Source organism: Liquorilactobacillus vini DSM 20605 (assembly GCF_000255495.1).
GTDB lineage: Bacteria > Bacillota > Bacilli > Lactobacillales > Lactobacillaceae > Liquorilactobacillus > Liquorilactobacillus vini.
In genome coordinates, this window is record NZ_AHYZ01000067.1 from 1 (window position 1) to 13,941 (window position 13,941).

At 36.7% G+C, this 13,941-nt stretch carries 14 protein-coding genes; all 14 read right to left on the minus strand.

From position 1 onward, the window contains the following. Positions 1–147 precede the first annotated feature (147 nt). Positions 148–501: a phage holin family protein gene (locus ON15_RS04410; protein WP_010580269.1), complete on the minus strand. Its 354-nt coding sequence runs from the start codon at positions 499–501 to the stop codon at positions 148–150. A gap of 16 nt (positions 502–517) precedes the next feature. Further along, the gene (locus ON15_RS04415; protein ID WP_010580270.1) at positions 518–832 is read right to left on the minus strand and encodes a PspC domain-containing protein; all 315 of its coding nucleotides are present in this window, start codon (positions 830–832) and stop codon (positions 518–520) included. A 68-nt stretch (positions 833–900) separates the two neighbouring features. Then, the gene (phoU, locus tag ON15_RS04420) at positions 901–1,581 is read right to left on the minus strand and encodes a phosphate signaling complex protein PhoU (protein ID WP_010580271.1); all 681 of its coding nucleotides are present in this window, start codon (positions 1,579–1,581) and stop codon (positions 901–903) included. 124 nt (positions 1,582–1,705) lie between these two features. Beyond that, entirely contained in the window at positions 1,706–2,455 is a 750-nt protein-coding gene (locus tag ON15_RS04425; RefSeq protein WP_010580272.1) for a phosphate ABC transporter ATP-binding protein, read from the minus strand. Between the two features lie 13 nt (positions 2,456–2,468). Next, positions 2,469–3,362, minus strand: a complete 894-nt coding sequence (gene pstA / locus ON15_RS04430; RefSeq protein ID WP_010580273.1) for a phosphate ABC transporter permease PstA — start codon at positions 3,360–3,362, stop codon at positions 2,469–2,471. Next, on the minus strand, positions 3,352–4,257 hold the full coding sequence (gene pstC / locus ON15_RS04435) for a phosphate ABC transporter permease subunit PstC (RefSeq protein ID WP_010580274.1): 906 nt from the start codon (positions 4,255–4,257) through the stop codon (positions 3,352–3,354). Before pstC ends, pstA begins: the two co-directional genes overlap by 11 nt. 18 nt (positions 4,258–4,275) lie before the next feature. Further along, positions 4,276–5,130 carry a phosphate ABC transporter substrate-binding protein gene (locus ON15_RS04440; RefSeq protein ID WP_010580275.1) on the minus strand — a complete coding sequence of 285 codons (855 nt, stop codon included), beginning with the start codon at positions 5,128–5,130 and terminating at the stop codon, positions 4,276–4,278. Then, positions 5,114–6,535 carry a two-component system histidine kinase PnpS gene (gene pnpS, locus ON15_RS04445; protein WP_010580276.1) on the minus strand — a complete coding sequence of 474 codons (1,422 nt, stop codon included), beginning with the start codon at positions 6,533–6,535 and terminating at the stop codon, positions 5,114–5,116. The genes ON15_RS04440 and pnpS overlap by 17 nt, the downstream gene beginning before the upstream one ends. Continuing rightward, a complete protein-coding gene (locus ON15_RS04450; protein ID WP_010580277.1) occupies positions 6,513–7,235 on the minus strand; it encodes a response regulator transcription factor in 723 nt (240 codons plus the stop codon). The genes pnpS and ON15_RS04450 overlap by 23 nt, the downstream gene beginning before the upstream one ends. A gap of 17 nt (positions 7,236–7,252) precedes the next feature. Beyond that, positions 7,253–8,401, minus strand: a complete 1,149-nt coding sequence (locus ON15_RS04455) for a PDZ domain-containing protein (RefSeq protein ID WP_010580278.1) — start codon at positions 8,399–8,401, stop codon at positions 7,253–7,255. Between the two features lie 205 nt (positions 8,402–8,606). After that, positions 8,607–9,494, minus strand: a complete 888-nt coding sequence (ftsX, locus tag ON15_RS04460; RefSeq protein ID WP_010580279.1) for a permease-like cell division protein FtsX — start codon at positions 9,492–9,494, stop codon at positions 8,607–8,609. Then, positions 9,487–10,170: a cell division ATP-binding protein FtsE gene (ftsE, locus tag ON15_RS04465; RefSeq protein WP_010580280.1), complete on the minus strand. Its 684-nt coding sequence runs from the start codon at positions 10,168–10,170 to the stop codon at positions 9,487–9,489. The genes ftsX and ftsE overlap by 8 nt, the downstream gene beginning before the upstream one ends. 99 nt (positions 10,171–10,269) lie before the next feature. Beyond that, positions 10,270–11,389 (minus strand): peptide chain release factor 2 gene (gene prfB, locus ON15_RS04470; RefSeq protein WP_235720428.1). Its coding sequence is split into 2 segments (ribosomal slippage): positions 10,270–11,316 and positions 11,318–11,389, totalling 1,119 coding nucleotides; the frame shifts between segments, so codons are not numbered across the junction. A 111-nt stretch (positions 11,390–11,500) separates the two neighbouring features. Further along, positions 11,501–13,864, minus strand: coding sequence for a preprotein translocase subunit SecA (gene secA, locus ON15_RS04475; protein WP_010580282.1), 2,364 nt, complete (start codon positions 13,862–13,864; stop codon positions 11,501–11,503). Positions 13,865–13,941: the final 77 nt, after the last annotated feature.

Here is a 13,941-nt window from a genome sequence, read left to right on the forward strand (position 1 = left end):
CCGGTCGCGAAATATCACTGGTAGTGATCATTTTGCTTTTTAAGTACTCTTTACCTGAAAAAACCGTCATTCCGGTTTCTTTTACCATTTCTTCAACACTAACAGCGCTTGTCAAAATATTCCCTCCCCTTAAAACTTCGAATTCAATTATAAATTGTGAAAACCGAGGTGATTGGTAATTACCAAATTAACTAGGCTTAAAATCAGTGCAACAAAAAAGGCCGCCCCAAAGCTTGAAAACTGGAATCCTGATCCGACAAGCTTAGCAGTTAGTTCCAGCATAAAACCATTAATCACGAAGTAAAAGATTCCTAAACTCATGATCGTAATTGGTAATGAAAAAATAACCAAAAGCGGTTTAACAAACATATTTAAAATTCCTAAAACAACTGCGGCAATCAGTGAGATCCAGATATTTGAAACATGAAAGTATTGGGGGAAAAAGCCCGCAGTAGCAATAAAAACAACTGCATTCAAAATCACTCGCTGCCAAAAATACATAATAATTCCTCCCAATTTAGTCTTTTATATTTTTTTCTCGAACATCGTGAATTATCTTTCTTCCCTTAGACTGCTGGTCCTCAGTTGACGCTTTTTGTCTGGCTGCATCCCGCCACAACTGCCAAAAGCCTCGATTCTTTGGTGGAATTAACACGATTAAAATTAAATAGCAGCTGATTGTTAAAAAAGTTAAATGCGGAATCACTGCAAGAATTAAAAAAATAATTCGAACTATCCAAGGCTTGATGTGAAAATATTCTGCCAAGCCACCACAAACCCCAGCAATCATCCGTTGATCTGACCGTCGGATTTTTCTACCATTATTTTTCACGATTTTTCCTTCCTTTCAGCAGTTTATAATTAAAATTGTACATTTAGCAATTAAATTTGGCAAATTGTTTATTCCTGCAGATCATCATTTCTACCGGGATTCAATTCAACAATTTCGCCTTTTTTTAAAAACACGATCCATTCACAAAGATTTGTCACGTAATCACCAATCCTTTCTAAATAAGTCGCTACTAAAGTATAATATGATCCACTCACGACTGATTGCTGATCAACTTGCATAATCTCAACAGATCGCTGCCGAATTTTAGCCAATTCATGATCTAGAAATAAATCTTGTTGAGCGATTTCCAGTGCTTGTTGCAAGTTACGCTTAACATAAGCATCGAGTACCGCTTCAAACATTTGATATGCGTGATGTCCCATCTTGGCAATTTCAACTTCAATTTCGGCAATTCGGTATGTCCCCTTCATTTTGATAGTCGCCCGAGAAAGACTAACTGCATGATCACCGATCCTTTCAATATCTGAGCTTGCTTTCAAAATTGTAATTACTTCACGCAAATCAGAAGTTACTGGTTGGTATAATGCAATCAGCTCAAGCGTCATTTTCTCTAAGTCAGTCTCACATTGATTGATTGCCAAATCTCGTTCAATGACTTGGTTAGCCAATTTTTTATCATGATCAATAAAGGCTTTGACCGCCCGAAAAATTGCCTCGCTGACCAGCATTCCCATTTCGGCAAACCGAACATGTAGTTGATCCAATTCATGATCAAATGTTTCTCTCATGGCTTTCACTTCCTCAAAAACTAATATCTTTGTATGTTTCGACAAAACCGAATTTTTTTATTTTTGGCGTTTTTATTAGCTTGATTTTATACTTTAATCTTTTAAAACGCAATTGGCCTGCTAATCAGAAGCCAAATCTTTGTGATAAATAATTATCAGTTTGGCTTTTTTGCGGAGCAGTAAATAAATTTGAAGTCTTTCCAGTTTCAATCAGCTTACCAGCTTGAAACAAAGCTGTATAATCTGAAATTCGAGCAGCTTGTCGTAAATTATGCGTTACCAAAATAATTGTTAATTGATCTTTTAATTCCAATAAAACCTGTTCAAATTCAAAAGTTTCCTGTGAATCAAAATTTGCGGTTGGCTCATCTAACAATAAAACTTGCGGTTGCAACAACAAAATTCTTGCTAAGCAAAAAAGTTGCTGTTCACTAGTTGAAAGGTTAACTCTTTTTTTAAATAATTTATTTTTTAACCGACTCCATAAATGAACTTGTCGAAGAACTTTTTCAATTTCAGTCATTAATTGAGAATAACTGACTTTCCGATTATAGCTAGGAACTAGAGTCAAGTTATTGTAAAGCGACATTGGAAAAATTTCTGGTGTCGAAAACAGCATTCCCATCAACATCCGCAGTTGATAACGATCGATGGACGGCTGATATAAATCAACTCCTTGAAAAATAACTTTTCCTTGAATCAGATAATTTGGCGGATTCATTTGATTTAAAGCAAGTAAAAAAGTTGTTTTTCCTGCTCCTGAAGGACCAATAATTGCTGTAATTGTATGTTTAGGAAAGCCTAAGGAAATATCTTGCAAAATCGATTTGCCATTAAATATCGATAGATTTTGAGTTTGAAGTATGTATTTCATAAAATTATCTTCCCTACTTTGACTGTTGCACGTTTGCAGACTTTTGCCACCATAGCCAACAATAAACTAATAGATCAAAAATAACGATCAGCAATACCAGCAAGGCAGCTGCCCCAGTTGAAACTTGCAAACTATTTGTAGCTGACCCTTCCGTATTGATTCTCCAAATATGAACAGCCAAGGTTTCAGCTGGTCGGAATGGGCTTAGAGGACTGGCGGTGTTCAATGGATTAAGATTAGTCCAGTCTAACTGTGGAGCACTTTGACCAACTGTATAAATAACTGCTGCCGTTTCCCCGACAATTCGCCCTGCACTTAAAATGATTCCAGTTACAATTGCTGACCGAGCATTAGTAATTACAATTTTTCGAACACAATCCCAACGAGACAACCCTAGCGCTAGACCAGCTTTTATTTGCCGTGGATCAACTGCTCGTAAAGCATCTTCAGTCGTTCTAGTTAATAATGGCAAATTTAACATTGTGAGCGTTAAGCTCCCTGACAACAGCGAAAATCCTAAATTAAATTTAACTACAAACAATAGAAAGCCAACTAGCCCAATAACAATTGCCGGCAGTGAGCTTAAAACCTCAAGCATTATTCGGATAAAATTTGTCAGCCATGATTCCTTAGCATATTGATATAACCAAATTGCTGTTCCAAGAGCTAAAGGAACAGATATCAAGAGAGTTAATAGTAATAGATAAAATGTATTGAATAGTTGAATACCAATGCCGCTAACAGTTGAATAGCTACTATTTGTAGTTAAAAAGCTCCATTTTAATTGGGGTAACCCCAGCCAAAATATAACTGTTAATAGACCAATTGTCAGTAAAATTACGATTAAGGAAACCAAATATAATGAAAAATTAAAAATTCTTTCTGTTGATTTTCGATTAAACTTCATTTTTCCTTCTCCCAATCAAATAATGTGCAATTAAATCAAATAACAAGGAGATACCTAATAATAATCCAGCTAACGCCCATAATGCATTACTTTCTCGACTTCCATCAACTGCATCCCCCAATCCAATCGTTATCACACTGGTCAACGTAGCCGCCGGCGAATTAATTCCAGTCGGAAATAAAGTTGCGTTGCCAATCACCATTTGAACGGCAACCGCTTCACCAAATGACTGTGCAAATGCCAAAATCAATGCTGTTCCTAGGCGAGGCCAAGCCAAAGGAAATATAATCGTTTGCCAAATTTGAAACCGATCTGCTCCCAAAGCTGCAGCGGCCCAGCGCAAACGATCTGGAACATCAGCCAAAGCGTCTAAATTTAATGCGACTAAGAATGGTAAAATCATTATTGCTAAAACCATTGCGGCAGCCAACCAACCATATCCAGTTCCACCAATCATTATTTGTAACATTGGAACCACCAGCAGCATCCCCAGCAAACCATATACCACTGCTGGAATTCCAACTAATATTTCCAAAATCATTTTTAACCATTTTGCTAATGTCGATGAAATAATCTCACTCAGCATGATAGCAACTCCCAGCGCTAATGGTGCAGCTAAAAGCAAACTTACTAGCGAAACTAAGATTGATCCAGTTAACAACGGTAAAGCACCATAATCATCCTTTGCAACTTGCCACTTAATTCCAAATAAAAATCGAGAGAATTCAACGTGATCACGAAAAAAAAGCCGACTTCCCTTAAAAGCTACAAATAAGAAGATTATTAAAACGCAAGCTATAATTATTACTGCACAAATTGCTGTGACAAATTTTCCAAATTTGTCACGTTTAGCAGCTGATGATTGCTTAAATAAATTTTCCTTGCTTGAATCCATTTGCTTCACCTCAACTATTCATTTAAGATAATTCACTTTACCTTGCTGATTGCGGACAACTTGCATGGAACTGATTGGGATAAAGCCAAATTTTTTAAGCAGTTTGTTGATTGAAGGCGAAGTAAGATATTTTAAAAAAATTTTCGTTTGTGAATTAACTCGTTTACGCGTGTACAAATGTTCATACGACCAAAGCTTCCAGCGATTAGTTAGAACATTGTGTTCATTTGGGCTAACTCCGTCAATTTTAGGTTTAATAACGCCAGCTTTAGCATCTGGAAAAGCTACATAAGAAATCGCTCCAGGGGTATCCTTAACTGTCTGATACGCAGTTAAAGATGAGGATTGTTCTTGCGCAATTAGACTAGATTTCCCTGATAAAGCTAGCTTTTCAAAATTTAATCGTGTTCCACTGCCAGCTGCCCGATTAATAATTATAATTGACAGATTTTTACCCCCTACTTGGTGCCAATTAGTTAGCTTCCCAGTAAAAATTGCCTTAACTTCCTGTTTAGTCAAATTATGTACCTGAGCCTGGGGATTGATGATTAAAGTAATTCCCGTTACCGCAATCTTGTAATCAATCAATTTTTTTTGATCAATATTAGATTTTTGACTAGCAAAAACATCTGACGTCCCAATATCAATTGTACCTTCCGCAACTTGACTTAACCCCGTACCTGAACCTCCGCCTTGAACATTAATATAAAAATGCGGATCAGACTGACGCATTTGAGCTGCTGCTGCTTCAATGATTGGTTGGGCAGCGGTTGACCCAGCAACTGTTAATGAGCTTTGCGATAGTTTTTGACAGCCACTCAGTCCTAAAATTAAAAATAATACCAATAAAACTAGTTTATGCTTGCTTAACACCGCTGTCCTGCTTTCTTTTCTGAATTAACGGCAAGGTCACCGTAAACTCTGAGCCAACTCCAACTTGACTAGTTACTTTGATTGTTCCTCCCATAGCTGCAACATATTCCTTAACGACTGACAAACCCAGACCTGTACCGCCTGTTTGTTTCGAACGAGAAGTATCGATTCGATAAAACCGTTCAAAAATCCGTTCTCTTTGATCGTTAGCAATTCCCCAACCATTATCACGAACCTTAAATTCCCACGTTTTAGAAAACTGCGTACTTGATAACCAGACTGAGCCAGTTGGATCGTTATATTTAATTGCATTTTGCAAAAGGTTATTTACTACATGACGAAATTTATTATAATCGACTACGATTTTGAATGCAGGCGGAACTTCATTAAATATCCGAATTTGTTTCTTATCTATTTCTGGCTTAAAGGTTTGGATAATTTCTTGCAAATAAGGAAATAAAGAAATTTGATCAGTTTTCAATTCTGCATTGGCACTAATTCGAGCAAGTGACAAAATATCTTCGACTAAAGCAGTTAGTTTTTGACTCTCTTGATGAATGATTTTCAAGAATTCTTTTAACGCTGTTGGATCATCAGCTGCACCATTTAACAAGGTTTCACTAAATCCAGTAATGGCTGTAATGGGAGTCTTTAATTCATGGCTGACATTGCTGACAAAGTCCAGTTGCATTTGTTCAATTTCTTTTAATTCCGTAATATCATACAATAAAACCATGACTAGAAAATGATGATGGCTAACTGGTACAAAAACAATGTGTGAATCAACGATTTTATTGTTAAAATCAAGTTTAATCTCAGCATGCTGCTCTTTTTTTGTTTGATAAGTTTTTTCAATTAAGCGACTTAAATCATAATTGCGCAATTCATTTGCATAAATCTCTCCTGGCAAATTCATTTCTCGTTCCATTAACTCACTCATTGCGTGATTACTCAAATAAATCTTTTGATCTTGATCCAGGACCATAACCCCAATTGTTAAATACTCAATCAAAGAAAAGTAGCCGCGTTGTTGAGTCACAAAACTTTTAGCCAAATTGCGTTGCAAGCTTTGAATTTGATTGATCGACTGAGCCAATTGATAGTAACGATCGGTCGGTGCTAACAAAAGATGCTCAGCTTTTTGTCCTGCCAAAATTTTTTGCAACTTTTTATTTAAAAGTCTAATTTCTTGTTGCTGCTGTTTTTCTTCAAAACGGCTCCAACTAAAAGCCAGTAAACTCAAGCACAAACTGCTCATGACTAACCAAAACCAACTTTTTTTAGTAAACAAAGCTGCCAAAGAAAAATCATTGGCAGTAAATGTTAATGAAGAGCCAGCTATTAATAACAAAAGAATTGTTAAAAAACAAATAAAAAAGCGTTTAATTATTTTGATTGCTTTCACCTTCAAAACGGTAACCAAAACCGCGGACAGTTTGAATATATTGTGGATCTTTTGGATCACGCTCAATCTTTTCACGTAAATGACTAACGTGCATATCGACCATTCTTGTTTGGCCGACATAATCATAGCCCCAAACCCCATTCAATAATTTATCACGACTTAAAACTCGTTGTGGACGTTTGACAAAATATGCCAACAGTTCAAATTCCTTAGGCGTCAGGTTAACCTTCTCACCCTTTTTTTCAACTGAATAATCTGTTAAATCAACTGTAAAATCAGGGAATCGATAAATATCCCTTTGTTGCTCCCAATTTTCGCCTTCATTTGACTGCTCATCTTCAGTTCGACGAGTAATTGCTTTAATTCGCGCCAGGACCTCCCGTGGTGAAAATGGTTTAGTCAAATAATCGTCTGCTCCTAACTCCAGGCCAATAACTTTGTCATATTCTTCACCTTTAGCTGTTAGAATCATAATCGGAGTTTTAATTTTTTCTTGTCGCAAACGTTTAGTAACTTCTAATCCGTCCATTTTAGGCAACATTAAATCCAATAGAATAAAATCATAATTATTCGTCAAAGCCTGCTTCAAAGCACTTTGTCCGTCCATTGCAATTGCCACCTCATAGCCAGCATTTTTTAAGTTATACTTCAAAAGTGTCACAATTGCCATCTCATCATCAACAACCAAAATTTTTTTCATGATCGTTCCCTCCAAAATCAGTGAAAAATAATTATCCCAATCTCATGGGGGGCTCCAGCAAAAATGGCTCCCTGAGTCAATTTTAATTTTCCAGCATAACTTCGAACTTTTAATCGACAATAGGTTGGTTCCTGTTGCAAAGCATGATATAACTCCTTTTCACTTTTTACTTTTAAGCCATTACAAGTCAAAATCACATCTCCCGGCTGTAAATTCATTTTAGCTGCTGGAGTTTTAGGCTTGACAGCAACTATGCGAATGCCGTCATGCGTTTCAAAATACCAGTTGCTATGCTGGCGCATAAAACGATAGCGTATTCCAGCAATGCTTAAAGTTACTACTAAAAGAACTATCCAGGCAATCGGAACCAGCTCATTCCAAAAATAACAGCTAAGAGCAGCTAAGAGGAAGCCTATCATCAACCATCGCAACTGATATTTTTTAAGTTTCAATGTTTCACCAGCTGTTTGCCGCGAAAAACTTATTCCACTGGTAATTATTACTGGCAAAATAAAAATTGCAAAGGAATGACCCGCTAGAGTTAAATATGGCCAGCCAGGAACCACCTCTTGGACTTGTGAACCTGGAATTAAACAAAATAGCGGAATCAGTGCTAATTCACGCCAAGAATACTTAACTAACCTCCGGCCTCGTTTCCCAGCTTTGATAACCGGTAAGAGCATTATTGGATCAAATCTCCGCAACATTAGCAGCTTAAAGCCTAGCAGAATTGCACCTAAAACCATTAAAGCCGTACCACTTTTCAAAAAGTTATCCCAAGTTGAAGTTAGCAGAATTTTTCGCAACGGTTTAATGATTCCCAGTCCATTTAGAGCAAGCACTAAAACACTCAAAAAGTAAAACCAACTACTGTCGATTGTCAAAAATCCAAAACAAAGCAATTCAATAATGATCAATATTTGATAAATTAAGATCCATGCTGGTGGCAACATTATACCAATTGAAATCATCATCAGGCTACCAATTAAAGCAAATAATATACCATTTTTGATTAAATGCCGGCCTTCATAAAAGTCATTATTGATGGCAATCCGGAACTGCTTTCTTTCAATTCTTATGCGTTTAAAATAGCTAATAATTACTACAATGATCGCTAGCCAAACTACAGGCTGTAAAGTAAACTCTCCCACAGCTTTTATTAACATTTTTAACACCTTTCTTGAATCATTCTTACTTCAAGTATAGCAATTCTCAATTAATAGTACAAAATGATTCTTATTATTAAACTAAAGATCGCACGTTAAAGATTGCTGGTTATAATCGTTAAATTCAGGATAAACCTTAACTTAAAATGTTATAAAAAAGAACTAGAAAGAAAATAGTTCTTCTAGTCCCCTTAAACACCATTAGTTAAATTTTTAAAAAGCGTCTCATTGATAAGCCTGAACCTAAGGCGCCAATAATTATCCCAATTAAAATCAACAGTAAATCAATTTGAATCAGAAATGTCCCCGGCGTCAATAAATGATAGCCGGTACTTGCTAAAGAAGCACTTAAAATTCGATAAAGCCAAACATAACCAAAGTCAACAATAATTATTGGAACAATTGCGCCAAATAATCCTGTCCACGCACCTTCAAGGATAAATGGCCAGCGAATAAAACCATTAGTTGCCCCAACCAACCGCATAATTCCAATTTCATCTTTACGTGACAAAATGGTGATGCGAATAGTATTCGAAATCAAGAAAACAGCCACAAATAATAACAACAAACTGATTCCAATTCCCCAGGTTCGAATATTATCAACAATTTTAAATAATTTTTTAGCTGAAGCTCCACCGTACTTAGCAGTATAGACATATTTCATTTTTTCAGCCTGCTTGGCTACTTTGACCGTCTGTTTTGGTTTTTTAGCCTTAACTACAAAGACATCGTTTAAGGGATTATCATCACCACTAAACAGTTTAAATTCTTTACCATAACTACCAATCACATCTTTAAGTTCCTGTTTTTTACTCGAGTAACGAATACTTTTAACTTCATCAAGTTTTGCTAAATTTTGGCGAAGCGTATTTTCTTGCTTTTTGCTTGTTCCACGATTGATCAAAACTCGAACTTGAACATCATTTTCAATATCCGAGGCTATTTTATTGATATTCATTAAGACTGATAACAAGACACCAACCAACAAAAGAGTTACCGCTACTGCACTTAAAGCAGCAACTGTCATCCAACCATTGCGTTTCAAACTCTTAAAGCTTTCGATCAGGTGACGTTTGAACGTTAAACTATTCATGCTCCGAAAAGCCCCCTTCTTGTTGATCGCGAACAATTTTACCACTTTCAATTTCTATAACTCGATGTTTTCTTTCGTTAACGATCGTACTGTTGTGAGTAGCCATAACAATTGTGGTTCCCTGTTGGTTGATCCGTTCTAAAATATCCATAATACCTTCTGCTGTTCCTGGATCAAGGTTCCCTGTTGGTTCGTCAGCAATTACAATCTCAGGCTTTTTGGCAATTGCTCTTGCAATTGAAATCCGTTGCTGCTCACCACCAGACAATTCACTTGGAAAAGAATCAGCCTTATTCACCAGTCCAACTAACGCTAAAACATGTTCAACTCTTTCTTTTATTTCTGCAGGCTTTTTACCAATTACTTGTAAAGCATAGGCAACATTTTCAAAAACTGTCATGCGTGGCAGTAATTTAAAATCTTGAAAAACTACTCCTAACTCACGACGCAAATAAGGAATCTCATGATTTTTAATTTTATCAAGTTCAAATTCATTAATTTTAATTTTTCCCGAAGTTGGTCTTTCTTCGTGATACATCATTTTAATAAAAGTTGATTTGCCGGCACCACTTGGTCCAACAACATAAACAAATTCCCCTTGTTTAATCTGCAAAGTAAAATCAGCTGCAGCAGTTGTATTATCATATTTTTTGTAAACATGAGTAAATTCGATCACCTAAACTCCTCCTTACCGGACTTTGACACTGATGTATTATAATCCATTAAAGGCACCAGAAAATTGCAATCAAGTTACAATTGAATTTCAAATACTTTTTTACTGCGGATTTTGATTACTTAACTGATACTGTAAATAAGCATTAATGAAGCCATCCAAATCACCATCCATAACCGCTTGAATATTACCAGTCTCATAACCGGTTCGATGATCCTTGACTAATGAGTATGGATGAAAAACATAGGATCGAATTTGTGAACCCCAACCAATTTCCAACTGTTTGCCTTGAATTTGAGCTTTTTTCTTTTCTTGTTCTTCAAGTTTTAATTCATACAAACGTGAACGCAACATACTTTCAGCGGTCGCTCGATTTTGGAATTGGGATCTTTGCGCTTGACTGGAAACAACAATCCCAGTTGGAATATGGATTAACCTGACTGCCGATGAAGTTTTATTAATGTGCTGACCACCTGCTCCACTTGAACGAAAAACTTCCATTTTAATATCTTCCGGACGCAACTCGACTTCAACATTATCATCAAGTTCCGGCATAACATTGACTGAAGCAAATGAGGTATGCCGTCGACCAGCCGCATCAAATGGTGAAATACGAACTAGACGATGAACGCCCTTCTCACTGCGCAAATAACCATAAGCATTTTTCCCTTTGATTTGCAAGGTTACACTTTTAATTCCCGCTTCTTCTCCAGCTAGATAGTCCAGGACTTCTATTTTAAATTGATGCTGCTGCGCCCAGCGATCATACATTCGCAATAGCATTGAACCCCAGTCCTGCGATTCAGTGCCGCCTGCTCCGGGATGGATTTCTAGCAGGGCGTTATGTGCATCATATTTGCCATTTAAAAGCAATTCCAACTGATAGTTTTGTAACTTATGCTGAGCTTTGTTTAATTTACTATCCAATTCATGCTGAAGTTCTTGATCAGTTGGTTCCTCTTTTAGCATTTCAACTAAAACTTTTAAGTCATCTATTACATCATTCAATAATTTAAAATTATCAAACTTGGTCTTTAAAGCGTTATTTTCATCAATGACCAGTTGCGCTGCCTTTTGATCATTCCAAAAATTGGGATCGGCCATTTTAGACTCATTTTCAGAAATCTTTTCATTTAAAGCATCTAAGTCAAAGAGACCTCCCAAAGTCTTGGACTTTTTGTTCAATTTTTTCGATAATTCTTTTGGCTTCACTTAATTCCAAAAGTCTCACTCCTTTGATAAATTATAATTAAATTTTATCCATCAATAATTAGTCTGCTCGACGCAATAAAAGCCGGTCAATTATCAAAATTAATCGGCTTTTAAAGTTTATTTACCGGCGAATGTTCTCACGAATTTCTGCTTTTAAGAAAATCCTGGTAACATCATATTCAATGTCACCAATCATCTGTTCAAACATTCGATAACCATCAGTTTGATATTCAACTAGTGGATTCAGTTGTCCATACCCGCGCAAACCAATTGATTGTCTTAGCTGATCCATTTCATCAATGTGATCCGTCCAATGTGAATCAACTACTCGCAAGATAACAACTTTCTCGAACTCTAACATTTGTGCTGGGTCATAAAGTTGTTTTTCCTTAGTTTTATAATTGGCTTCTGCTCGGTTCATCAAGTAATCAATAATTTCATTGGGCTTCTTGCCAACTAAATCATTCAGTGAAATGCTATTTTCATTGACCATGGCTGCAATCGCAAAATCAAGGACAGCCTGTAAATTCCAGTCTTTACGTTCACCTTGAGTATGCATTTCAACTATATGAGTTACAGTTCTTTTTATCATCGGCATAATAATTGTTTTCAAAGACTTATCTTCCATAATTACTTGTTGCCGTTCAGAGTAGATGACCTCACGTTGTTCTCGCATTACATCATCATAGTGTAAAACCTGTTTTCGCGTATCATAATTGTTGCCTTCAACTCTTTTTTGAGCTGATTCAACTTGACGACTGATCATCCGGCTTTGAATCACTGCATCATCTTCCGCTACTTTAAACCGTTCAAGGAGAGCCTTAACACGATCCGAACCAAATCTGATCATTAAGTCATCTTCTAGTGACAAATAAAACTGTGAAACTCCAGGATCTCCTTGCCGGCCTGAACGACCACGCAACTGATTATCAATTCGCCGTGACTCATGTCGTTCCGTACCAACAACTGCTAAACCACCTAATTCGCGAACACCTGGACCTAGCTTGATATCAGTTCCACGACCAGCCATATTAGTTGCAATCGTAACCGCTCCTCGTTGTCCAGCATTCATAATGATCTGAGCTTCTTTAGCGTGATTTTTTGCATTTAAAACTGCGTGGGGAATACCCTCATGATCTAACATTTGTGATAACTTTTCTGAAGTTTCAACTGCCACCGTTCCAACCAAGACTGGTTGTCCTTTTTCATGCCTTGCCCGAATATCATCAACAACCGCCTTAAACTTACTCTTTAAAGTTGGATACAACAAATCCGGCCGATCATCACGAATCATTGGTTTATTAGTGGGAATTGAAATAACTTCCATATTATAGATTTCCCGAAATTCTTCATCTTCAGTTTTAGCCGTTCCAGTCATTCCGGCAATCTTTTTGTACATTCGAAAATAATTTTGATAAGTAATATTAGCCATTGTCTTAGTTTCTTGCTGAATCTCAACCCGTTCTTTGGCTTCAATTGCTTGATGCAAACCATCAGAATAACGACGACCCTCCATGATTCTTCCGGTAAATTGATCAACAATCAGTACTTGTCCATCAGAAACCACATAATCCTTATCACGCAACATAATGAAATTAGCTCTTAGGGCATTGTCTAAGTGATGATTTAATAAAGTATTATCGGGATCATAAAGATTCGCAAGGCCAAAATATTTTTCAGCTTTGCGAATACCTTCTTCTGTCAAAGCAACGGTTTTTGACTCCCAATCGATCTTGTAATCCTTTTTCTCGGTTAACGTCTTGGCAAAACGATCAGTTCGAATATATAAGGAGGTTGATTGTTCTGCTTGACCGGAAATAATTAATGGCGTTCGCGCCTCATCGATCAAAATTGAATCAACCTCATCAACAACTACAAAATTCAAGGGCCGTTGTACCATGTCTTCTCGATAAACAACCATATTATCACGCAAATAATCAAATCCTAGTTCACTGTTAGTTGAGTAGGTAATATCACAATTGTACGCTTCCCGTTTTTCATCAGGTGTTTTATTAGAAACATTCAACCCAACTGTTAGACCAAGCCATTTATACAATTCACCCATTTCAGTTGCATCACGTTGTGCTAAATATTCATTAACTGTAACAACATGTACTCCATCACCTGTTAAGGCATTTAAATACACTGGCATCGTTGCTGTTAAAGTCTTACCTTCACCGGTTTTCATCTCGGCAATATTGCCTTCGTGCAACACAACACCACCGTAAATTTGTACTCGAAATGGATAAAGTCCTAGGACGCGTTTAGCCCCTTCGCGTACCACCGCAAAAGCTTCCGGCAACAAATCATCAAGTGTCGCACCAGCTTGGTAACGCTTTTTTAGCTCTGGAGTTTTAGCTTTTAATTCTTCATCACTTAAAGCAGACATCTGATCTGCAAAAGCTTCAACTTTATCAGCAATTTTGCTGAGCCGCTTTATTTCTCTTTTGTCACTTTCAACCCATTTTTTTAGGACATTTGCCATGTCTTTAATCCTTCCTTAATACCTAAAATACTTAAAAATCGAATATCTATTATACCATTTTTTATTCTAGCATTTAT

What these genes read in the sequence shown, in the direction of transcription:
- ftsX (WP_010580279.1), bottom strand. Translation starts at nt 9,494, where the DNA reads ATGAATAGTTTAACGTTCAAACGTCACCTGATCGAAAGCTTTAAGAGT.
- ON15_RS04455 (WP_010580278.1), bottom strand. Translation starts at nt 8,401, where the DNA reads ATGTTAATAAAAGCTGTGGGAGAGTTTACTTTACAGCCTGTAGTTTGG.
- pstA (WP_010580273.1), bottom strand. Translation starts at nt 3,362, where the DNA reads ATGAAGTTTAATCGAAAATCAACAGAAAGAATTTTTAATTTTTCATTA.
- phoU (WP_010580271.1), bottom strand. Translation starts at nt 1,581, where the DNA reads ATGAGAGAAACATTTGATCATGAATTGGATCAACTACATGTTCGGTTT.
- ON15_RS04410 (WP_010580269.1), bottom strand. Translation starts at nt 501, where the DNA reads ATGTATTTTTGGCAGCGAGTGATTTTGAATGCAGTTGTTTTTATTGCT.
- ON15_RS04425 (WP_010580272.1), bottom strand. Translation starts at nt 2,455, where the DNA reads ATGAAATACATACTTCAAACTCAAAATCTATCGATATTTAATGGCAAA.
- pstC (WP_010580274.1), bottom strand. Translation starts at nt 4,257, where the DNA reads ATGGATTCAAGCAAGGAAAATTTATTTAAGCAATCATCAGCTGCTAAA.
- ON15_RS04450 (WP_010580277.1), bottom strand. Translation starts at nt 7,235, where the DNA reads ATGAAAAAAATTTTGGTTGTTGATGATGAGATGGCAATTGTGACACTT.
- secA (WP_010580282.1), bottom strand. Translation starts at nt 13,864, where the DNA reads ATGGCAAATGTCCTAAAAAAATGGGTTGAAAGTGACAAAAGAGAAATA.